The organism is Luteibacter sahnii, from assembly GCF_034063545.1.
Taxonomy (GTDB): domain Bacteria; phylum Pseudomonadota; class Gammaproteobacteria; order Xanthomonadales; family Rhodanobacteraceae; genus Luteibacter; species Luteibacter sahnii.
This window is the reverse complement of record NZ_JAQLOK010000003.1, coordinates 148,441-169,682: the sequence shown is the minus strand read 5'-3', so window position 1 is coordinate 169,682 and position 21,242 is coordinate 148,441. Positions and strand designations below refer to the sequence as shown.

General features: G+C 69.0%; 16 protein-coding genes and 1 pseudogene. 11 read left to right on the top strand and 6 right to left on the bottom strand.

Features of this window, described 5'->3' with window-relative positions:
* Nucleotides 1-9 precede the first annotated feature (9 nt).
* The 10 genes and pseudogenes from PI246_RS11100 to PI246_RS11055 all read left to right on the top strand — a co-directional run bounded on the left by PI246_RS11100 (nt 10) and on the right by PI246_RS11055 (nt 11,382).
* Nucleotides 10-885: a sugar phosphate isomerase/epimerase family protein gene (locus tag PI246_RS11100; protein WP_320551361.1), complete on the top strand. Its 876-nt coding sequence runs from the start codon at nt 10-12 to the stop codon at nt 883-885.
* 10 nt (nt 886-895) lie between these two features.
* Nucleotides 896-2,587 carry a GMC family oxidoreductase gene (locus tag PI246_RS11095; protein ID WP_320551360.1) on the top strand — a complete coding sequence of 564 codons (1,692 nt, stop codon included), beginning with the start codon at nt 896-898 and terminating at the stop codon, nt 2,585-2,587.
* 10 nt (nt 2,588-2,597) lie between these two features.
* Nucleotides 2,598-3,188 (top strand): gluconate 2-dehydrogenase subunit 3 family protein, encoded by a 591-nt coding sequence (locus tag PI246_RS11090; RefSeq protein ID WP_320551359.1) that lies wholly within the window; start codon nt 2,598-2,600, stop codon nt 3,186-3,188.
* Nucleotides 3,189-3,216: 28 nt separating this feature from the next.
* Nucleotides 3,217-4,275: a sugar phosphate isomerase/epimerase family protein gene (locus tag PI246_RS11085; RefSeq protein ID WP_320551358.1), complete on the top strand. Its 1,059-nt coding sequence runs from the start codon at nt 3,217-3,219 to the stop codon at nt 4,273-4,275.
* Nucleotide 4,276: 1 nt separating this feature from the next.
* Nucleotides 4,277-5,179: a hydroxypyruvate isomerase family protein gene (locus tag PI246_RS11080; protein WP_320551357.1), complete on the top strand. Its 903-nt coding sequence runs from the start codon at nt 4,277-4,279 to the stop codon at nt 5,177-5,179.
* Nucleotides 5,176-5,949 (top strand): 3-keto-disaccharide hydrolase, encoded by a 774-nt coding sequence (locus PI246_RS11075; protein ID WP_320551356.1) that lies wholly within the window; start codon nt 5,176-5,178, stop codon nt 5,947-5,949. Before PI246_RS11080 ends, PI246_RS11075 begins: the two co-directional genes overlap by 4 nt.
* A 65-nt stretch (nt 5,950-6,014) precedes the next feature.
* The gene (locus tag PI246_RS11070; RefSeq protein WP_320551355.1) at nt 6,015-7,052 is read left to right on the top strand and encodes a FecCD family ABC transporter permease; all 1,038 of its coding nucleotides are present in this window, start codon (nt 6,015-6,017) and stop codon (nt 7,050-7,052) included.
* A 35-nt stretch (nt 7,053-7,087) separates the two neighbouring features.
* Nucleotides 7,088-7,837 (top strand): annotated as a pseudogene (locus tag PI246_RS11065) (ABC transporter ATP-binding protein); the annotation flags it as partial.
* Nucleotides 7,834-8,703 (top strand): cobalamin-binding protein, encoded by an 870-nt coding sequence (locus PI246_RS11060; protein ID WP_320551353.1) that lies wholly within the window; start codon nt 7,834-7,836, stop codon nt 8,701-8,703. The pseudogene PI246_RS11065 and the gene PI246_RS11060, both read left to right, overlap by 4 nt.
* A gap of 63 nt (nt 8,704-8,766) precedes the next feature.
* Nucleotides 8,767-11,382, top strand: coding sequence for a response regulator (locus PI246_RS11055; protein WP_320551352.1), 2,616 nt, complete (start codon nt 8,767-8,769; stop codon nt 11,380-11,382).
* 7 nt (nt 11,383-11,389) lie between these two features.
* Here the strand turns inward: PI246_RS11055 and PI246_RS11050 are convergent, their stop codons facing one another.
* The 5 genes from PI246_RS11050 to PI246_RS11030 all read right to left on the bottom strand — a co-directional run bounded on the left by PI246_RS11050 (nt 11,390) and on the right by PI246_RS11030 (nt 18,654).
* Nucleotides 11,390-13,426: a S9 family peptidase gene (locus PI246_RS11050; RefSeq protein WP_320551351.1), complete on the bottom strand. Its 2,037-nt coding sequence runs from the start codon at nt 13,424-13,426 to the stop codon at nt 11,390-11,392.
* 21 nt (nt 13,427-13,447) lie between these two features.
* Nucleotides 13,448-15,283, bottom strand: a complete 1,836-nt coding sequence (locus PI246_RS11045; RefSeq protein ID WP_320551350.1) for a hypothetical protein — start codon at nt 15,281-15,283, stop codon at nt 13,448-13,450.
* A gap of 9 nt (nt 15,284-15,292) precedes the next feature.
* Nucleotides 15,293-16,201 (bottom strand): ABC transporter ATP-binding protein, encoded by a 909-nt coding sequence (locus PI246_RS11040; RefSeq protein WP_320551349.1) that lies wholly within the window; start codon nt 16,199-16,201, stop codon nt 15,293-15,295.
* Between the two features lie 23 nt (nt 16,202-16,224).
* On the bottom strand, nt 16,225-16,632 hold the full coding sequence (locus PI246_RS11035; RefSeq protein ID WP_320551348.1) for a GntR family transcriptional regulator: 408 nt from the start codon (nt 16,630-16,632) through the stop codon (nt 16,225-16,227).
* A 114-nt stretch (nt 16,633-16,746) separates the two neighbouring features.
* Nucleotides 16,747-18,654, bottom strand: a complete 1,908-nt coding sequence (locus tag PI246_RS11030) for an LTA synthase family protein (RefSeq protein WP_320551347.1) — start codon at nt 18,652-18,654, stop codon at nt 16,747-16,749.
* 134 nt (nt 18,655-18,788) lie between these two features.
* On the opposite strand from PI246_RS11030, the gene PI246_RS11025 reads away from it, so the two are divergent.
* On the top strand, nt 18,789-19,409 hold the full coding sequence (locus tag PI246_RS11025; RefSeq protein WP_320551346.1) for a YrbL family protein: 621 nt from the start codon (nt 18,789-18,791) through the stop codon (nt 19,407-19,409).
* A gap of 6 nt (nt 19,410-19,415) precedes the next feature.
* Here PI246_RS11025 and PI246_RS11020 read toward each other — a convergent pair whose 3' ends face one another.
* Nucleotides 19,416-21,077: an ArnT family glycosyltransferase gene (locus PI246_RS11020; protein WP_320551345.1), complete on the bottom strand. Its 1,662-nt coding sequence runs from the start codon at nt 21,075-21,077 to the stop codon at nt 19,416-19,418.
* Between the last annotated feature and the right edge of the window lie 165 nt (nt 21,078-21,242).

Below are 21,242 nucleotides of genomic sequence, written 5' to 3'. Positions count from 1 at the left end.
CCCCGTTTCATGATGACCCGCAGGCAATTCCTGACGCGCTCCGCCCTGTGCGGCACCGCGCTCGGCCTCACCCTCGGCGCACCCGGCAAGCTCCTGGCCGCCACCGCGAAGGGCAAGGGGCTCGGTATCCAGCTCTACATGGTGCTCGATGCCTATACGAAAGACCCGGTCGGCACGCTGAAGACGCTCAAGTCGATCGGCTACGTCGAGATCGAGGCCATCGTCACCACCACCGCCGCCACCCTGCGCGACCAGCTGAAGGAAGCGGGGCTGGGCTGCCCGAGCCTGCACTTCGACAGCCTCGGCTTCGAACCGGGCATCGACGCCGCCCACACGCTCGGCGCCACGTACATCGTCAGCAGCATGCTGCCGGCGATCATGCAGAAGGAAGCGAATGGGTCGGGCGACCCGGCGTACACGCGCGATGCCGCCAAGCGCACCGCGGCGTATGCGAACCGGCTCGGCGAAAAGGCACGCAAGGCGGGACTGCAGTACGCCTATCACAACCACCATGCCGAGTTCACGGACGTGGGCGACGGCGAAACCTTCTACGACGTGCTGCTGAAGGAAACCGATCGCGCGCTCGTGCAGTTCGAACTCGACTGCGGGTGGGTGCATGCTGGCGGCAAGAACCCGGCCGATTACTTCAAAGCCAATCCCGGCCGCATCACGCTGATGCACGCGAAGGATTTCCTCGCCGGCGGCGGCAAGGACTACCCCGGCGCCGAACTCGGGCGGGGCACGCTCGACTACAAGCCGATCATGGCCGCGGCCGACGCCTCCGGCCTGAAGCATTGCTTCGTCGAGCAGGAGGGTCCGTTCTCCCGCATGAGTTCGCTCGACGCCGCCCGCGTCGATTTCGACTACCTCCGCCCGCTGCGCTGAAGGGACAGGCATGGACACGAACACTTACGATGCCATCGTCGTCGGCACCGGCGTCAGTGGCGGCTGGGCCGCCAAGGAACTGACCGAGAAGGGCCTGAAGACCCTCGTGCTCGATCGCGGCCCCATGGTCAAGCACGGCGACTATCCCACGGCGATGAAAGCGCCCTGGGAGCTGCCCTACGGCGACGCGCCCACGCGCGAGGACATCGCACGGCACCCGATCCACACGCGCCCGTCGTTCTACGGTATCACCCAGTCGACCAAGCACTGGTTCGTCGACGACATCGACAACCCCTACGAGGAAACCAAGCCGTTCGACTGGTTCCGTGGCTATCACGTCGGCGGCCGGTCGCTGATGTGGGGCCGGCAGAGCTATCGCTTTAGCCCCATGGACTTCGAGGCGAACGGCAAGGAAGGCGTGGGCGTGGACTGGCCGATCCGCTACGACGACCTGGCGCCGTGGTACGACTACGTCGAGCACTTCATCGGCGTCAGCGGCAACACCGATCATCTCGCCCAGCTGCCCGACGGCGATTTCCTGCCGCCGATGGAGCTGAACTGCGTGGAGAAGGATTTCCGCGGCAAGCTCGACGCCAAGCTCAACCGCAAGCTGATCATCGGCCGCACCGCGAACCTGTCGGCACCGCTCAAGCACGACCAGAGCCCGCAGCGCGGCACGTGCCAGTACCGCAACCTGTGCATGCGCGGCTGCCCGTTCGGCGGCTATTTCAGCAGCAATTCGTCGACCCTCCCCTCGGCCGAGCGCACCGGCAACATGACGATGGTGACCAATGCCATCGTCTACGAAATGATCTACGACGATAAAAAGGGCAAGGCGACCGGCGTGCGCGTGCTCGACGCGGAAACCGGCCACCAGACCGATTACTTCGGCCGCATCATCTTCCTGTGCGCCTCGACCTTCGGTACCTCGCACATCCTGCTCAACTCGGTGTCGAGCCGTTTTCCCAACGGCTTCGGCAACGACAGCGGCGAGGTCGGCCACAACATCATGGACCACCTGTTCGGCAGCGGCGCGCACGCGCTCGTCGACGGCCACGAAGATCGCTACTACTTCGGGCGCCGGCCCAACGGCTTCTACATTCCGCGTTATCGCAACATCGGCGGCGACAAGCGGGATTACCTGCGCGGCTACGGTTTCCAGGGCGGCGCCAGCCGCGCGGACTGGACCCGCCTGGCCGACACGGACGCGATCGGCGCCGATCTGAAGAAGGCGGCGGAGAAACCCGGACCGTGGTCGATCGGCATGATGGGCTTCGGCGAGATGCTGCCGTCGCACAAGAACAAGGTCACGCTCGATCGCAACCGCAAGGACAAGTACGGCCTGCCCGTGCTCAACTTCGACGCCGCGCATCAGGAAAACGAGCTCAGGATGGCGAAGGACATCATCGCCGACGCCATGGAGATGCTCAACGCCGCGGGCTATCGCAACGTGGAATCGTTCGTGACGCCGGCCAACGTGGGCGCCGGGATCCACGAGATGGGCACCGCGCGCATGGGCCGCGATCCGAAGACCTCGGTGCTGAACGCCTGGAACCAGATGCACGCCTGCAAGAACGTGTTCATCACCGACGGGTCCGCCATGGCGTCGTCCGCGTGCCAGAACCCTTCCCTGACTTACATGGCCCTGACCGCTCGCGCGGCCAACCACGCCGTGGAAGAACTCAAGCGCGGCAACGTCTGAGGATCACGCCATGAACCGTCGAGAGTGGTTGAAAAGCATGTCCGCACTGGCGGTCGGCGTCATCGCCGGGCCGTCGCTGCTGGCCGTGGCCGAGGCGCACGCGGCGTCGCAGAAACCGGGCGCCGCGCCGGGCTTCTTCACGGCCGCGCAACTGGCCCTGATCGGTGCCGTCGCCGACATCATCATCCCGCGCACCGACACGCCGGGGGCGGTCGACGCCGGCGTGCCCCGCTTCATCGACCAGATGTTCAAGGACGTCTACACCCCGCAGGAACAGAAGCGCTACGTCACCTCGATGGCGGCCTTCGACACCGCGGGCGGCAAGCCGTTTCTCCAGTTGGACGAGGCCCAGCGCAAGGCGCTGGTGATGAAGCTGCACGCCGAGGCGATCGCCGCGCCCGCGTCGGCCACGTTGCCGCCCGCCACGACGTTCGTGCTGATGAGCAAGAAACTCACGATGCTGGGCTTCTTCCTCTCCGAGCCCGGCTGCACCCAGGTGCTGCAGTATTCGCCCGTGCCCGGCGCGTTCAAGGCGGACATTCCGCTGGCCGAAGCCGGCAACGGCAAGGCCTGGGCGGTCGAGACCGACCTGAAGATCTGACCTGCCGCACGGGACCGCGAACGACATCATGAAGACTCTCAAAGGCCCGGGCCTCTTCCTCGCCCAGTTCGCCTCGGACGAGGCGCCGTTCGACTCGCTGCCGTCGATCGCCCGGTGGGCGGCGTCGCTCGGCTTCGTCGGCGTGCAGATCCCCTCCAACGACCGCCGCCTGTTCGACCTTGAGCAGGCCGCCGCCAGCCAGGCCTATTGCGACGACGTCGTGGGCATGCTCGCCGAGCACGGGCTCGCCGTGACGGAGCTGTCCACCCACCTGCAAGGGCAACTGGTGGCGTCCCACCCCGCCTATGATCGCCTGTTCGACGGGTTCGCCCCGGCGGCGCTGCGCGGCAAGCCGCAGGCTCGCCAGGCCTGGGCGGTCGAACAGCTCAAGCTCGCGGCCCAGGCGAGCCGCCGCCTGGGCCTGACCGCGCATGCGACGTTCTCCGGGGCGCTCGCCTGGCACCTGTTCTATCCCTGGCCGCAGCGTCCGGCCGGCCTCGTCGACGAAGCCTTCGCGGAACTCGCGCGGCGTTGGCGGCCGATCCTGGATGCGTTCGACGACGCGGGCGTCGACGTCTGCTACGAACTGCATCCGGGTGAAGACCTGCACGACGGCGCCACGTTCGAGCGGTTCCTCGATGCGGTGGACCAGCATCCGCGCGCGAACATCCTGTTCGATCCGAGCCACATGGTGCTGCAGCAGCTCGACTATCTGCAGTTCATCGACGTCTACCACTCGCGCATACGCGCCTTCCACGTGAAGGACGCCGAGTTCCGCCCGAACGGGCGCGCGGGCGTGTACGGCGGCTACCAGGACTGGATCGACCGCCCCGGCCGGTTCCGCTCGCTGGGCGACGGCCAGGTCGATTTCGGCGCGATCTTCAGCAAGCTCGCGCAATACGACTACCCCGGCTGGGCGGTGCTCGAGTGGGAGTGCTGCATCAAGGACGCGCAGCAGGGCGCGACCGAAGGGGCCCCGTTCATCCGCGATCACATCATCAAGGTCACCGGGCGCGCCTTCGACGACTTCGCCGCCAGCGGCAGCGACACGGCCTTCAACCGGCAGCTACTGGGACTGGACGACTGACATGGCCGACACCTCATCGGGCTTCACCCGGCGCGCCGCGCTGGCCCACATGGCCACGGCCGTCGCCGCCGTGGGCGCGATGCCGCTCGTCACCGCCGCGCAGGCATCGGGCAAGCCATCGGCGACGCCCGCGCCGCCGGGGCGCCTGAAGCAGTCGCTCAGCCGCTGGACCTCGAAGGCCCCGCTGCCCGAGTTGTGCAAACGTCTCAAGGCGATCGGCTTCGCCGGCGTGGACCTGCTCTACGCCGACGAGTGGTCGACGGTGACCGACAGCGGCCTCGCGGTGACCATGGGGTATCCCGCCAAACGGGATAATTTCATCGAGATGGGTTTCAACGATCCCGCCAACCACGCCACGCTGATCAAGGAACTCGAACGCACGATCCCGCTGGCGCAGCGCGCGGGGCTGACCCGGATGATCACCATGTTCGGCAATCGCAAGCCCGGCATCGACGATCGCCAGGCGGCCGACCACTGCATCGCCGGCCTGTCGAAGATCGCGCCCTTCGCCGCGGAGCACGGCATCACGCTCTGCGTCGAGCTGCTCAACAGCAAGGTCGACCACCACGGCTACCAGGGCGACAGCACGGCGTTCGGCGTGGAGGTGATGAAGGGCATCGGTTCGCCCAACGTCAAGCTGCTCTACGACATCTACCACATGCAGATCATGGAGGGCGACGTGATCCGCACGATCCGCGACAACCTCGCGTGGATCGGCCACTTCCATACCGGCGGCGTCCCGGGACGCCACGAGATCGACGGCAGCCAGGAGCTCAACTACCACGCCGTGGCGAAAGCCATCGCGGACACCGGCTTCCAGGGCTACATCGCGCACGAGTTCATGCCCACGGCCTCCGACCCTTTCGCTTCGTTCGCCGAGGCTTTCCGGATCTGCACCGTATGAACACCACCCGCCTGTTGCCCGCTGCCCTGTGCGTTCTCGCCGTCGCCGGCACGCCGGCCCTCGCCCAGGACGACCCCAAGGCCACCGAACAGTGGACCCCGGTGCCGCCCGTGGTGACGCCCGGCACGCCTGCCGGCCAACCGCCATCCGACGCGGTGCGCCTGTTCGACGGCCACGACCTGTCCGCATGGGAGGCCTCCAGGGACGGCTCGCCCGCGCGCTGGAAGGTGCACGACGGCGTGCTGACGGTGGACAAGGCGACCGGCAACATCCAGACCCGCCGGCGTTTCCGCAACTACCAGCTGCATCTGGAATGGCAGGTGCCGAAGAACGTCACCGGCGAAGGCCAGGCCCGCGGCAACAGCGGCGTGTTCCTCGCCTCCACCGGTCCCGGCGACGAAGGGTACGAGATCCAGATCATGGATTCGTACGACAACCCCACCTACGTCAACGGCCAGGCCGGCAGCGTCTACAAGCAGTCGGCGCCGCTGGCCAACGCCATGCGCCCGCCGGGCCAATGGCAGACCTACGACATCGTCTGGACGGCCCCGGTGTTCGCCGCCGACGGCACGCTCGTCTCGCCGGCCTACGTGACGCTGTTCCACAACGGCGTACTCGTGCAGAACCACACCCGGCTGACCGGCGAAACGCGCTACATCGGCAAGCCATCCTACACGCCGTATACCGACGCCCCGATCAAGCTCCAGGCCCACGGCGACCCGTCGCCGCCGATCAGCTTTCGCGATATCTGGGTCCGGCCGCTGGATTGACGGCCGGGGTCACCCGGATCGCGTCGTTCCTTTATCCTGATGGGCCCCCACGACCCATCGACGACGTGACGACCCAGTCCCCGATCCCCCGAACGCCGCGCGTCACGTCCTTCGGGGCGGCCGTGCGCCTGTGGGGCCTCATGGGCCTGCTCGCCGTCAGCGTAATGCTGCTGGCCGTGCTGCTGGGCGGCACCGATACGCGGATGGGCGACGCCTGGACCGCGCTGATCCGACCCGCGCCCACGCCGATGCACGCGATCGTGTGGGAACTGCGCCTGCCGCGGGTCGTGGCCGCGTTCGGGGTGGGCGGCCTGCTCGCGATGTCCGGTTGCCTCATGCAGGTGCTCGTGCGCAATCCGCTGGCCGATCCCTACACGCTGGGCCTGTCCGGCGGCGCCGCCGTGGGTGCCCTCGGCGCGATGCTGGCCGGTGCGGGCACGGTGATCGTCGCCTTCGGTGCCGCGGCGGGCGCCCTGTTCGCCTGCGTGGCGGTGTTCGTGCTCGCGCACCGAGACCTGCTCTCGCGCCAGCGCGCGGCGCATCGCGACGACGCGACCGACCTGATCCTCATCGGCGTCATGCTGGCCGCCGGCTTCGGGGCGATCGTCAGCATGATGCTGGTGCTCGCGCCCGACCGGAACCTGCGCGGCATGCTGTTCTGGATGATGGGCGACCTCAGCGGCGTGGCGTGGTGGGCCCTGCCGGTGGGCTGCCTGCTCGCCTGCCTGCTCGCGATCGTGCCGCTGGGGCGACAGCTGAACCTGCTGGCCCGCGGCGAGGAATCGGCCAGTGCCCTGGGCGTCCGGCCTCCCGTCGTGAAGTCGGCCATTTTCGCCTTCGCCTCCCTCGCCACCGCCGTCGCCGTCACGACCGCGGGCACGGTGGGGTTCGTCGGCCTCGTCGTGCCGCATGCGCTGCGTCGCCTCATCGGCAACGACCAGCGCGTGCTCATCCCCGCCAGCGCGATCGGCGGCGGCATCCTCGTGGTCGTCGCCGACACGATCTCGCGCGTCGTCGCCGATCCGATCCAGCTTCCGGTGGGCGCCGTGATGGCGGTCATCGGCGTGCCGACGTTTCTCTTCCTGCTGGTCCATCGCCGGTGAGCGCCGTGCTCCGCACCGAGGCGCTCCGCCTGGTCGTGCGTGGCCGCACGCTCGTGGACTCGCTCGACCTGCACGTGGCGCCCGGACAGGTCTACGGCGTGCTGGGCCCCAACGGCGCCGGCAAGTCGACCCTGCTGCGCACCCTCGCCGGCCTGCGCGATCCCGACGGCGGGAGAGTGTGGCTGGGCGAGCGTGAGGTGGGTGCGTATACCCCGATGGAACGGGCCCGGCGGCGCGGCTTCCTGCCCCAGTCGATCGTGGACGCCTTCAGCCTCACCGTGGTGGACGCACTCGCCGCCGCGCGGCATCCACGGCTGCCGTTCTGGGCCTGGGGCGACGACGACGACGCGCCGATCCGCCGGGCCCTCGCGACCTTCGAGCTGGACGATCTCGCCGGACGCGACATCACCACGCTCTCCGGCGGCGAGCGCCAGCGCGTGAACATCGCCACGCTCTTCACCCAGGACGTGGAGGTCATGCTGCTCGACGAGCCGTTGTCGTCGCTCGACCTGCACCACCAGATGAAGACGCTGCACGAGCTGCTGCGCGCGGCAGAGCGCGATGGTCGCGCGGTGCTCTACACCGTGCACGACATCAACCTGGCCGCGCAGCACGCCACGCACGCGATCCTGCTCGACGGGCGCGGCCATGCGCTGGCCGGTCCGGCGCGCGAGGTGATCACCAGCGAGCACCTCAGCGCCGCCTTCCACCATCCCATCCACGGTATCGAACTCGACGGCGAACGGTTCTTCCGCGCCGCGCGACTGACGGACGACCGCCCATGATCCGATGCCTCCTGCCGATCGCCCTTTTCCTCTGCGGCACCGCGCACGCGGCGGTCAGCGTCGTGGACGACGCCGGGCGTACCGTCACCCTGCCGCATCCGGCGCACCGCATCGTGAGCCTCGCACCGAACGTGACCGATGCGCTCTTCGCGGCCGGCGCAGGCGCTTACGTCGTCGGCACCTCGCGTTTCAGCGACCACCCGGACGCCGCCCGGCGCGTGCCGGTGGTGAGCGACGCCACCACGATCGACCTGGAACGCATCGTGTCGCTGCGGCCGGACATCGTGATCGTCTGGAAGAGCGGCACCCCGGCGGCGCAGGTCGATCAACTCACGCGCCTCGGCGTGCCGGTGTTCTACGCCGAAACGACGCGGCTGGCCGACGTCGCGCCCGCGGTACGCCTTTTCGGCACGTTGGCGGGCACCGGCGCAGTCGCCGCGGCGAACGCCGCGACGTTCGATGCCACGCTGGCCCGGCTGCGCGCCACCTACGCGCATCGCCCCCGGCTGAAGGTGTTCTACCAGGTCTGGGATCGCCCCTTGATGACCGTCGGCCATGCGCAGATCATCGACGACGCCCTCGACCTGTGCGGGGGCGACAACGTGTTCGCCGACCTGGCCCAGGCCGCACCGACGGTCACGCGCGAAGCCGTGCTCGCGCGCTCACCCGACGCGATCGTCACGACGGGCGCCGACGCCGACACCCTCGACGGCTGGAAACGCAGCACGTTCCTGCCTGCCGTACGGTACGGCAACGTACTCACGCTGGACGCGCCGACCCTGGCGCTGCCGTCGCCCTCGATCCTGCCCAGCGTCGTCACCCTGTGCGAGCAACTGGACCGGGCGCGCCAGCGCATGGCCCAGTGACGCCATCGGCCCACGTTCTTGCGGAATCCGTCACGCCTGGCCTGCTTACACTCCCAGGCGACCTTGCCTACCTTCATGTCGATGAGCCAGACGTCATCTCCCCGGGACACCGACACCACGCTTTCCTGGCTGGATGCCGGCGGCGAGACGGGCGCGCTCATCCGCGCCTACGACTGGACCCCCACCGGGCTGGGCCCGCCCGATCGCTGGCCGCAGAGCCTGCGCACGGCGACGGCGCTGCTGCTGCTCTCCCCGGTGCCGATCGTGCTGCTGTGGGGCGAGAAAGGCATCATGATCTACAACGATGCCTATTCCGTCTTCGCCGGTAGCCGCCATCCGCAGCTGCTCGGAACGGAAGTGCGCAAGGGCTGGGCGGAAGTCGCCGACTTCAACGACAACGTGATGCGCGTGGGCCTGGCCGGCGGCACCCTCGCCTATCGCGACCAGCAGCTCACCCTTGAACGGCACGGCAAACCGGAGCCGGTGTGGATGAACCTGGACTACTCGCCCGTGCTCGACGAAAGCGGCACTCCCGGCGGCGTGATCGCGATCGTGGTGGAAACCACCGAGCGCGTGCGGGCGGAGCAGCGCGTGCGCGAAAGCGAAGAACGCCTGCGCTTCCTCGATGAACTGGGCAAGCGCACCACGGAGGCGACGGACGCCGACGCGATCATGGCGATCACCACGCGCATGCTGGGCGAACACCTCGGCGTGTCCATCTGCGCGTACGCCGACATGGAGCCGGACGAAGACGCCTTCACGATCCGCGGCGAGTGGAAGCTGGCCGACGCGGTCAGCCTCGTCGGCCGTTACCGTCTGGGTGACTTCGGCAGCCGTGCCGTCGGCGATCTGTCCGCCGGCCAGGCGCTGGTGATCCACGACGTGGACACCGAGCTTCCCGATCATGAAGCCCTCGCCTTCCGCGCGGTCGGCGTGTGCGCCTCCATCTGCATGCCCTTGGTCAAGGAAGGCAGGCTCACGGCGCTGATGGGCGTGCACCACGCGACGCCCCGGCGCTGGACGGGACGCGACCTGGCCCTGCTCAACGAAGTCACGCAGCGCAGCTGGGCCCACATCGAGCGCGTGCGTGCCGAGGCGACCGTGCGCGACGGCGAACGTCGCTTCCGCGAAGAGCTCGAAGCCAAGGTCGCCGAACGCACCGCCGCGCTGGAGCGCAGCGAGGCCAGCATCCGCACCATTTTCGAAACCTCGCACCTTTACCAGGGCCTGATGTCGACCGACGGCACGTTGCTGTACATCAACGGCACCGCGCTGGCCGGCGTCGAGGCACGCCTGGAGGACGTCGTGGGCCTGCCCTTCTGGCGCACGCCATGGTTCGCGGACACGCCGGGCATGCCGGAGGCGGTAGAAGCGGCGGTCCGGCGCGTGGCGGCGGGCGGCAGCGAAAACCTCGGCATGACGTTGAACCTGCCGACCGGCGTACGCGCCTTTGATTTCTCGTTGCGCCCCGTCGTGAACGAACGCGGCGAGGTGACCGCGATGGTGCCCGAGGCCGTGGAGAAGACCGCTCGCCTCAAGGCCGAACAGGCCCTGATGCAGGTGCAGAAAATGGAGGCCCTCGGTAGCCTCACCGGCGGCATCGCCCACGATTTCAACAACCTGCTCATGGCCGTGCAGGGCAGCCTCGAATTGCTTCGCGAACGCCTGCCGCCCGAACCATTGCTGTTGCGCCTGCTCGACAACGCGCGCGCCGGTGCCGAACGCGGCAGTGCGCTGACGGCGCGCATGCTGGCCTTTGCACGGCGGCAGGAACTGAAAACGCAGCGCGTCGACCTGCGTGAGCTCGTCGAAGGCATGGCCGACCTCCTGCAGCGGTCGCTGGGCACGACGATCGTGGTGGAGACGCGCTTCGGCCATCCGCTACCGCCGGTCGTGGTAGACGCCAACCAACTGGAAACCGCGTTGCTCAACCTCGCCGTCAACGCGCGCGACGCGATGGATGGCGCGGGTCGTCTGGTGATCGCCACGGACGAGGCATGGTTGCCGGACGCCTCGGCACCCCTGGCCCCCGGCCGCTATGTCAGGCTCGCGCTCATGGATTCGGGCAACGGCATGGACGACGCCACCCTCAAGCGGGCGACCGAGCCTTTCTTCACCACCAAGGGCGTGGGCAAGGGCACGGGGCTGGGCCTGTCGATGGTGCACGGCCTGGCCGAACAATCCGGTGGCGCGCTGCGATTGCGCAGCGTGCCCGGCGAAGGCACCACCGCCGAGATATGGCTGCCCGCCGCCGAAGGCCCCGCCGATGCCCTCAGCCCGTCGACCTCCACGGCGACGAAAAAGCCGTCGCCGCCGGCCGATCGGGCCTACACGGTGCTGAGCGTGGACGACGACGACCTGGTGCGCGCCACGACCGTCGAGATGCTCGAAGACCTCGGCTACACCGTGTTCTCCTCGCCATCGGGCGACGACGCCTTGCGCGTGCTCGAACGCACCGCGGTGGACCTGGTCATTACCGACCATGCGATGCCGCGGATGACCGGCGCGCAGCTGGCCACGCAGATCCGCTCGCGCTGGCCGTCCGTGCCGGTGGTGATGGCGACCGGCTATGCCGAACTACCCGCCGGCATGCAGCTGGACCTCCCACGCCTGGCCAAGCCGTACTCGCAGGCGTCGCTGGCCGAGGTCGTGCGGCGCACGCTCGGAATAACAACCTGAGCGGCAACTAACGCGGCACGAGGGTGTTCGTGCGGATGTCGTCGATCATCGCCGCATCGGGCGGATCGTCGGCATCGCCACCGATCTGGCGGTGGAGCATGTCGGCCGTGAGGTAGAAGGTGACCTCACGCATGAGGTCGCCGGCATCCGTATGGCCCGCGTCGCGATCCACCAGCAACGTCACGGGGCGATCCAGCAAGCGGAGCCGGGCCGCGTAAGCGAGCACACCGCGTAGCGCCACCCGCTGGTCCGCGCCTCCGGCAATCATCAGCAGGGGGCGATGCATGCGTGCGGCGTTCGACAGCGGCGATTGTGCGTGCAGGCGCGACATCGCCACGCCGTCGCCGGGATCGAGCGACATCGCCGCCATCCATTGTTCGTACGGTAGCTCGCGCGACAGCCGGGTACCTTCGCGCGTACGCCCGATCCAGGTCAGGTCCCACGCGAAGTCCGCCGGCGGCACGATCGCCACGCCGGCCTTGAACAGGTCGCCCTGCCAGGTGAGCGCGAGCAGCGTCGCGTAACCGCCGAACGATGCGCCGACGATGGCGACGCGGTTCGCATCACCCGCGCCCGCGCGCAGCAGGGCGCGCACGCCGTCCTCGATATCCCGTTGCACGCGGCCGTTGCCGAGGTCGCCGCCCGCCGCCAGCAAATAGTCGCGGCCGAAGCCGGTGGATCCACGGAAGTTCGGCTCGAACACCACGTAACCGCGATGGGCGAGAAAGGCCGCGTAGCCGCTGCCGAAATCGTCGGGCGCGACGTGGTTCCAGGGTCCACCGTGCACAAGTACCACCATCGGCAGATCGCGCGCGACGCGACCCGGCGGCACGCGAACGAAACCGTGCAGGCGTCGGCCATCGGATGCGGTCCAGTCGAACGGAATCTGCCGCGCCAGCGCTTCGACCGGCAGCCACCTGCCCGGACGGCCGTCGCGCGCGCCCAGGGGCGCGTCGTCGAGAATGCCTGTCAGTGTCCCGGTGGCGGTGTCGAACAGATGGTAGCGCGCGCCCTGCAATGCACCGCCGCGCTCGGTCACCAGCCAGTGCGATCGCCCCGGTGCGAACGTGAGCGCGCGATCGGGCAGCTGGCGCGCGATCGCGCCGAGCCGGTCGCGCGTCGTGTCGTCCAGCGCCACGCTGTGAACGACCGCACCGCGAAAGGTCAGTATCCCGGGTTGTCCGTCGCCGGGATCGGGCACCACCTCGTCGACGTCGGCTTCGCCGTCGGGATCGGCGGCACGTTCGACGAGCGAACCGTCCGCGCGAAGTCGTTGCAGGCGACGCAGGTCGCCGCCGACGTCACCGACGAGTGCCACGCTGCCGTCGGCGGCAACCACCGGCCAAAGGCTGCACCGGCGTAGCGTGCCGCAAAGGAGCACGTCATGGCGCGAACCGTCGGCGGCCAGGCGGGTCGTCGCCAGTCGACCGTCGCGCAGGTGTTGCAGATAGGCCAGGCGCCCGTCGGCGAAGGCATAGCCGGTGATCCGTTGCGGATCCTCGTCGAGCGTCGATACCCGGCCATCGACGGTGATGCGCGAGAGTCGCCAGCCGGAGGGACGGCCCAGCGCGTCCAGCGTCCGCTCCCGCACGAGCACCGCCGCCTGGAACGGATCGGCCGCCAGGAACTCGCGGCGCGGCGCGCCGCCCAGCGACGTGAGCACACGTGCGCCGGTGGCGCCCAGCGCGGGCAGCACGGAAAGCCGCTCGCCGGCCACCACGATCAGCCAGCGTCCATCGTGAGTCCATGCCAGGCCCGTCACGTTCGTGCGCGCCAGCAGCATGCGCTCCCCGCCGGTCGCCGTGTCGAGCAACCAGACGCCACGCGATCGCGTGTCGCCGCGCAGGAAGGCCACGGCGCCACCGTCGGGCGACAGCGTGACATCGGTCACCGGCGCCTGCTGGAGAAACGACGCGCGAGGCATGCGCGGTGCGACGGGGCGAGCCGCCTCCACGCGTAGCGCCTCGTGAACGTCACGGGCGGCGGCAGGCATCGCGAAGACGAGCGCGACGAGCGCTCCCAGCCAGAGCCGGAACGGGATCATGAGCGGACTCCTGGTGACGGGTCAGGCGATCGCGGCGACGCTCGCCGGTACGTGTTCCGGCATCGGCACGATCAACATCAGGCCGACCACGGCCGGCGGACCGATCACGCCGCAGGCCGTGATCCAGGCCAGCGCCGGCGCGGGACGCAGCCGTCGGCGCCGGGCCAGCCACGCGGCGGCGAACACGCTGGCAAGCATCGACGACGCGGCCAGCGTTCGCACCGTATCCGGCAGCGGCGACGCGTCGGCGTGCTGGGTGGGATCGGCGTGGGCGAAAAGCTGCGTGCCCGCCTTGCGTAGCGCATACATCGCCGGCGAGGGCCACCAGCCGCGGTAGCGGAACGCCGCGGGGTAGTCCTCCCCGAGCGAGCGCGTGGCGACCGGCGTGACCTTGCCCGCGTCGTCGACCCAGAGCACGGTCTGGAAAGGCGCGATGCCGAAGGGATCGGAGGCGTGCGCCGTGAAGGTCAGCGAGACGAGGTAACCGTCGACCAGTTCCGCGAGGTCGATGCGCGACAGGTCACCCGGCATGCCCGGCAGCGGCACCCGCTGACGCGGTGAGACAAGGCCCTCGCCGTCGGCCAGGTGGCGCCCGTCGACGACGTACAGCGCGCGGTCGCCCAGCACGACGAGGCTTCCGCCGACCGGCGTGATACCGAGCACGAACTCGCCGCCGGGCAAGGCGATGCGCGGTACCACCCGTCCCACGGACGCGACGTATCGATAGAGCGTGTTGGCCACGACGATCGCCCGGTCGCCGGCAGCCCCGCCGGGAAACTCACCCGCGACGCTCGCGACCGCCGGAAACGGCATGTTGTCCAGCCCCACGCCGAGGGCCCCCGCCGATGTGCCGTCGGTGACGTGACGGCCCGCGTAGCGCAGGGTGGCGTGGCGGAAGGTCCAGTGCACACGGGTCGGGTCGGCGTCGAACCCGTTGCCGCCGGGGTTGCTGATCTGTCCACGCCAGGGCAGTTCCCCGAGCTGCCGGCCGATCGCGTGCACGTCCGAGAGCGCGACCTGCTCGCGCCAGAGCGGCACGTCGCCGAGCGTGGCCGGCGCAAGGCCCGCGAGCAGGCGATCCCGTGGCGTCATGCGCTCGGCCTGGGTGAAGCCACCCGCGGGCGGCAGCGCCATGTTCGCCGGATGCGAACCGAGCATGATCCAGGCCAGCTCGCTGAGGAATCCGAGTAGCAGGATGCCGACGTACGCGCCGAACAACACAGGCACCGTCACGAGCAGCATCGTGGCGAGCGTCTTGGGTGGCGAGCCCAGGTCGGGGCGAAACGCCGCCAGCACCAGACCGACACCGCACGCGCACGCGAGGGCCTGGATGCCGAGGGCACCGACGCCGGTGGCCTGCGAGGCGCCGATCCATAGCAGCAGCACGAGTCCGCTGGCGGCATAGCGGCGGTCGGCGAGCATGCCGTAGGCGCCCGCGAGGTAACCGCACGCTGCGATCGACAGCGCGCTCAGCGGCAGCAGCCCGTGGCGCGGGTCCACCACGCGGGCGCTGCCCCACAGCTGCCACGCGAGCGTCAACGCGACCGGCAGGGCCACGGCGACGACGAGACCCGTCGTGGCCGTCACGATCAGGGCCATGGCGATGCGGGACGGTGCGAGCGGGCGATGCAGCAGCTGGAGCCATGCGTTGGGTTTGCGCCACGTGCCCATCTGGTGCATGCCCAGGAGCAGGCCGGTCAGGCCGTAGCCGGCGGCGAAAGCGCGGTAGACGGTGAGCGGTTGCTGACCCAGATCGACGATGCGACCGAAGAAGACCAGGAGCAGGAGGTGGGCGATCGCATAGGCGGCGATCCAACCGCGGTAGCGACCCCATTCGGCGCGGGCGATGTCGAACATGCTGCCTCCTCAGGCCGCGTGGGGCATGGCGTGGTGTTTGGCCAGAAAGCCGTTGACTGCACGGTCCAGGCTGACCGGCATCGCGTGCACGGTGCGCGCGCCGCAGGCACGTAGGAAGTCGGCGAAGTCGTCGCCCTGGTCCAGCACGAGATAGTGGTGCAGGCCGTCGATGCGTTGCGCTTCGAGCAGGCCGGGCACGAGCCGTGGATCGGGGCCGCGGAACGGGATATCGGCGACCCACGCGCAGACGCGAGCGCGGAAATCGTCCGGGGGCGACATGTGCCGCAACGCACCGCGCTCCATGATGATCAGGTTGTCGGCGACACGCTCGATCTCTTCCATCTGGTGGGAGCAGTAGACCACCGTGCAATCACGCGTGGCGTTGGAGTAGAGCAACGTCTCGAGGAATGCACGCTTGGCGACCACGTCCAGGCCCAGGGTCGGTTCGTCGAACACCAGCAATTCCGGCTGCTGGGCGAGGGTCAGCGCGAGGTTGACGCCCGCCCGCTCGCCGCGGGAAAGCTGCGCGATCTTCTGCGTGCCCAGCACATGGTAGTGGCCGATCGTTTCGTCGAACGCCAACTGGCTCCACGACGGGTAGAGTCGGCGGTGCATGGCGGTGATCGCATCGACCGTCATCCAGCCCGGTAACGTGTGGTCCTCGTTGACGAAGCCGATGCGTGCGCGGTCGGCCGGCGTCAGGGCACGGCAGTCGCGGCCGAGGATGAACGCCTCGCCCGAACTGGCGGGGAGGAAACCGAGCAGGATGCGAAACAACGTGGACTTGCCGGCGCCGTTGGCGCCGACGATGGCGTGGATGCTGCCCCGCCCGATCGTGAGATCGAGCTGGTCGATGGCGATCTTCCGCCCGTAGTGCTTGCACAACGCGCGCGTCTGGATGACCGGTGTGTCGTTCATGGGAAATCCCCTGTCGCCCGGGCTCAGGCGGATTTTTTCAGCAGCACCGCGAGGGCTTTTTCCAGGCGCCCGAGCGCGCGGTCGGGCGGGTAGTCGAGCGCGGCCACTTCGTGCACGAAGGCCTGCACGGCGTCGTCCATGCGCCGGTCGCGCTCGGCGTTGCTCAGGCGCTGGCGTGGCTCGGCCACGTAAAGGCCGAGCCCCTGGCGCGCTTCGAGCCAGCCGTCGGCGGTGAGTTCGGCGTAGGCCTTGGCGACCGTGTTGGGGTTGATGGTGAGCTGCTGGGCGAGACCACGCACGCTGGGCAGCTGCGCACCCGGGCGCAGCTCGCCGGTGGCGATGCGCATGCGCACGGCATCGACGATCTGTCGACCGATGGGACGCGGGTCGCCGGTGGCGATCTGGATGGGCAATGCCTGGGTACGGGCCATCTGTCTGCACCATGTGTACTAGTTCATGTAGTACACCATCGACATGGGACGGACGTCAAGCGCCGCCCCCGCAACGCGCGTGCGGGGAGCGGGCCATGGGCGAACGACGCGGGTCTACTTCGCTGCGTCGGCCTTCGGCGGCAGGCGGTAGCGCTGGTTGCCGTAAGCCCAGCTCGGCCACAGCGCGTGCGCCAGCACGGTTTTTTCCAGCGTGGGGTCGACCGCCTCCGGTTGAAGTATCTCGCCGTCGACGCGGTAGTGGTACTGCGTCACCGGTTGGTTGGGCCGAAGCACGACGAGCGTGTCGTTGCGCAGGTAACCGTAGTTGTCGCCGTATTGCATGATCGCGCGGTCGGGATAGCGCTGGGTAAGGTCCGCACCGAGCATGGGATGTTCGCTGCTGATGCCGATGAGCGAGAGCAGCGTCGGCGCGAGGTCGATCTGGCTGACGATGTGGTCGTCTTTCTTCACGGGCACGCCCGCACCCAGGATGAGCGCCGGGATATGGAAATGGCGCACCGGAACGAGGCTCGCACCGAACACACGCGCGTCGTGGTCGGCCACGATGAGGAACACCGTGTGGTTCCAGTACGGCGATTGTTTGGCGCGCTCGAAGAAGCGACCGATCGCCCAGTCGGCGTACCGCACGGCGTTCGCGTTGCTGGCCGGGTCGCCCTCCGGCTGGATGCGTCCGGCCGGGTATTCCCACGGCGTGTGGTTGGACACCGAGAACGCCACGGTCAGCGTGCGCTTGTCGCCGTCGTCGAGCAGGCGCTGGTGCAGTTCGTTGAACATGTCTTCGTCGGACGCGCCCCAGGAGCCGACGAAACCGGGCTTGGTCTCGAAGTTGGCGCGATCCACCACCTCGTTGAAACCGTTGCCGAAGAAGAACGAGCGCATGTTGTCGAAATGCGCCTCGCCGCCGTAGAGAAAGCGCGTGTGGTAACCGAAGGTATCGAGCAGCGCGCCCAGCGTGAAGAAGTCGCGCTGGCTGCGCGGCAGCTTGAGCACCGCCTCCGCCGGCGTCGGCATGAATCCCGTGGTCACGGCCTCGAGCCCGCGCGCCGAGCGCGTGCCCGTGGCGTAGGTGCGGGTGAGCCACCAGCCTTCGTTCGACAGCTTGTCGAGTTCGGGCGTGTCACCGGCACCGCCGAGGCTGCCGACGAACTGCGCCCCGAGGCTCTCTTCGAGGATGATGACCAGGTTGAGCGGTGTGTCGCCCGCGCGGGTGGCCTGCTGGCGGTGCAGGCTCGGATAGCGCGGATCGAGCGGCGCGCCCTGCAGCCCGGCGGTGGCACGCACGATCGCGTTCATCTGGTCATCGGGCATCTTGCCGTAGACGGCTGCCGCCGAGCGCTCGTTCTCGAGGGCCATCGCCGCGTTGAGCACGTTGTAGAGCGAGTTGAGCGGCAGCGTGTTGACCATCGCATCGCTGGTGAAGGCCACCTGCGACGCATTGAGCGGCCGATGCTGCAAGGTGCCGCGCGCGGCGAGAAACAGCACGGCGAAGCCCACGGCCGTCACCACCGGACGCAGCCACAACGTCATCGGACGGCGGTCGGGCGAGCGCGTGGGAAGCAGGCGGACGCCGATCCAGCCGATCAGCACGAGCGCCACGAGGCCCAGGCCCACCGACAGCTTGTAGCCGTGCCAGAGCATGGCGAGCACTTCGTGGGGGCTCGTGAGGTATTCGAAGTACAGGCGGTTGGGACGCGTGTCGTACTCCACGATGAACTGCGGCGTGGAGACTTCCAGCAGCGCGAACAGCAGCCACCACACCCGATACCACCACGCGGTGAGTCGCGTGGGCCACCGGCGATGGCCCAGCCACGGTGAAAGCAGCGCGGGCAACGCCACCACCATCGCGACCAGCGAGAGATCGATGCGCCAGCCGCCGAAGATCACCGGCCACAGGCCGCCCGCGTCGTGGACACGCGACCACTGCCACAGGGAGAGGCCGACGCGCGAGAGCGTCAGGAAAACCAGGACAGCGACGATGAAACGCCATGTAAGCTTGCGCAAGGCTCGAATCCGGCAATGGAGCGCGGTGGCCGCCGCGCGGGTGGGAAAACGGCCATGTTACGGATTCGCGACTTTACACTCCATGCCCTGTCAGTAACTTACGGCGTCCTTCACCGGGCCCCCGAGGATCCACGATGTTCACACTGGCCCAGGCCGAACCGATCGCCAAGGGACACGTGCGCGAGGTTTACGCGCATCCGGACGATCCGGACCTGCTGATCAAGGTGATTTCCGGCGCCTCCATCGCCGAACGCTGGGACAACGGCCCGTGGATCCGCCGCCTGGCCCGCAGTGGCCCGTACAAGGATTTCGTGCGCGAGTTCCGCGAATACGTCACCAGCCTGCACAAGGGCGATTACGCCACCTCCCCCCTCGCCCGTGTGGTCGGCATCGAGATGACCGACATCGGCCTGGGCCAGGTGGTCGAGAAAGTGCGCGGGCCGGACGGCGGCCTCGCGCCCACCCTGCATGCCTGGGTGCAGGCCGAGGGATTCACCGACCGCACCCAGGCGGCCCTGGAGGATTTCTACGCCCGCCTGCTGGCCCACGACGTGATCGCGGCCGACCTGCACGCGTGGAACGTGGTCTACGGCGAGGATTCGCGTGGCGGACCCCGCCTGGTCATGATCGACGGGTTCGGCGAGAAGAACCTGATTCCGCATTGCTCGATGAGCCGGTCGCACAACGCCTCGCGCACGAAGAAGAAGTACGAGCGCATGCTGAAGCGCACCCGCGCGGAAGCCCCGGCGCGCTAGGGCGCGTCACGGCGCATCCGGCGGGAGCCCCTTGCTCGCGCCGTCGACACAGCCGGTGCGCCAGGCGTCGGCGGGCAACAACGACAGGCTCATGCGGTTGGCGTGGCCCATGGGCCGGGCCTTGCCGTCTACCACGCAGGCGTCGATCGCCTCGTCGTTGATGAGGATCCAGCGATGCGCCGGATCGGCGGCCTGCCACGCACGCGCATCGCGCAGTTGCAGGGCCGCGTCGCGGGCGAAGCCGAACTCGGCCACGGGGCGACGCGCCTGCAGGAGGATTTCCTCGCGCCACGAGACCAGGCCCAGCTGGCCGTCCGGCCCGATGGCCTCGTCCGCCCGGGTCATCAGCTGCCGGGCGGACTGGTTGCCGTCGAGCAGCGGATAGGTGGTGACGGGCCAGAGGATCCAGCCCAGGGCGATGCCGCCGAGCAGGGCCACCACGCCGCGCCGCGGGCGGAAGATCACGGCCGACAGCAGGAAGCCGGCACCGACGAGCGCCACGCACAGCCATAGGGCCGCGCCGTTGTCGGGTAGCTCGTAGCCGGCGGCGAGGCGGCGGGCGACGGCGGGCGAGGTCTTCCAGGCCCACAGGCCCGCGCCGCCGAACACCGCCGCGCAGGCGATCGCCAGGGCGAACCCCAGCCGTTGCAACCAGCGCGCCTTCAGCAGTTCGCCGACGTAAGGCGCCATCGCCAGGGCGATCATCGGCAACGCGGGGACGATGTAGATCTCGCGCTTGCCGCGCGGTATCGAGAAGAACACCAGCACCAGTACGAACCAGAGCAGGGGCATCCACACGCGGGGTTCGCGCAGGCGCCAGGCCTCGCGCCAGCGCGGCACGACGAACACGGCGAGCAGCCAGGTGGGGATCCACGTGCGCAGGATCACCAGCAGGAAGAACCAGGGCTTTTCCTCGTGCATCCACGAGTTGGCGTAGCGATCGGCGGTCTGGTGGAACAGGATGTCGCGCACGTAGGCCAGGTAGGCCGGCGTGGCCTTGCCGTACGCCGTGGCGAGCATCGGCACCAGCCACAGCGCGATGGCGAGGAGGAAGGCCAGCGCGCCGCCGGCCCAGCGCCAGCCGTCGCCACGGGTGAGGGTCACGCCCGGCCAGCGCCGCACGCGCATCACCGCGTAGGGCAGCAGCATGAGCAGGGCGATCACGCCCACGCCCTTGGTGATCACGCCGAGCCCGGCGGCGAAGCAGCCGAGCCAGTACATGCGCCAGTTCGGACCGCGCAGGCAGTGCAGCAGCAGGCCCGCGTTGCCGAGCGTGATCCAGAACAGGTTGAGCGGATCGATCTGCGCGTGCTTGACCACCTCGACGAACTGCATCGACGACAGCACGATCGCGGCCGCGTACAGCCCGGTGCGCGCGTCCCAAAGGCGGCGGCCGAGGTGCCAGACCACGGCGAGCGTGCCCAGCCCCGAGAGCAGCGAGGTCATCAGGAAGGCGCCTTGCCAGCCACCGGTGAGCCACATCCAGAAGGCTTCCGTCCACATGAGCATGGGCGGCTTGTCGGCGTAGAGTTCCGATCCCCGGTGGGGAAACAGCCATTGGCCGGACTCGAGCATCTGCCGGGCGACCAGGGCGAAGCGGGGCTCGTCCGGCGGCCATGGGCCACGCAGGCCGATGCCGGCGGCGAGTACCACAAGGGCGATCAGCATGAACCAGCCGAACTCGCGGCGAGAGGAACGTTCGTCGTGGGAAAGCATGCAAGCCGTGGGGGGGTCGGACCTTCCCCATGCTAGCGGACGACCCTGTCCCTACCCTTACAAACGCCTTATCGATTTTCGGCACGAGTCGCGGTGGGGACACCCCGGTGGCCGTGC

Bases quoted from the DNA above. Each gene is read 5' to 3' on its own strand.
- PI246_RS11100 (WP_320551361.1), top strand. From the start codon at position 10: ATGATGACCCGCAGGCAATTCCTGACGCGCTCCGCCCTGTGCGGCACC.
- PI246_RS11095 (WP_320551360.1), top strand. From the start codon at position 896: ATGGACACGAACACTTACGATGCCATCGTCGTCGGCACCGGCGTCAGT.
- PI246_RS11090 (WP_320551359.1), top strand. From the start codon at position 2,598: ATGAACCGTCGAGAGTGGTTGAAAAGCATGTCCGCACTGGCGGTCGGC.
- PI246_RS11085 (WP_320551358.1), top strand. From the start codon at position 3,217: ATGAAGACTCTCAAAGGCCCGGGCCTCTTCCTCGCCCAGTTCGCCTCG.
- PI246_RS11080 (WP_320551357.1), top strand. From the start codon at position 4,277: ATGGCCGACACCTCATCGGGCTTCACCCGGCGCGCCGCGCTGGCCCAC.
- PI246_RS11075 (WP_320551356.1), top strand. From the start codon at position 5,176: ATGAACACCACCCGCCTGTTGCCCGCTGCCCTGTGCGTTCTCGCCGTC.
- PI246_RS11060 (WP_320551353.1), top strand. From the start codon at position 7,834: ATGATCCGATGCCTCCTGCCGATCGCCCTTTTCCTCTGCGGCACCGCG.
- PI246_RS11050 (WP_320551351.1), bottom strand. From the start codon at position 13,426: ATGATCCCGTTCCGGCTCTGGCTGGGAGCGCTCGTCGCGCTCGTCTTC.
- PI246_RS11045 (WP_320551350.1), bottom strand. From the start codon at position 15,283: ATGTTCGACATCGCCCGCGCCGAATGGGGTCGCTACCGCGGTTGGATC.
- PI246_RS11040 (WP_320551349.1), bottom strand. From the start codon at position 16,201: ATGAACGACACACCGGTCATCCAGACGCGCGCGTTGTGCAAGCACTAC.
- PI246_RS11035 (WP_320551348.1), bottom strand. From the start codon at position 16,632: ATGGCCCGTACCCAGGCATTGCCCATCCAGATCGCCACCGGCGACCCG.
- PI246_RS11025 (WP_320551346.1), top strand. From the start codon at position 18,789: ATGTTCACACTGGCCCAGGCCGAACCGATCGCCAAGGGACACGTGCGC.
- PI246_RS11020 (WP_320551345.1), bottom strand. From the start codon at position 21,077: ATGCTGATCGCCCTTGTGGTACTCGCCGCCGGCATCGGCCTGCGTGGC.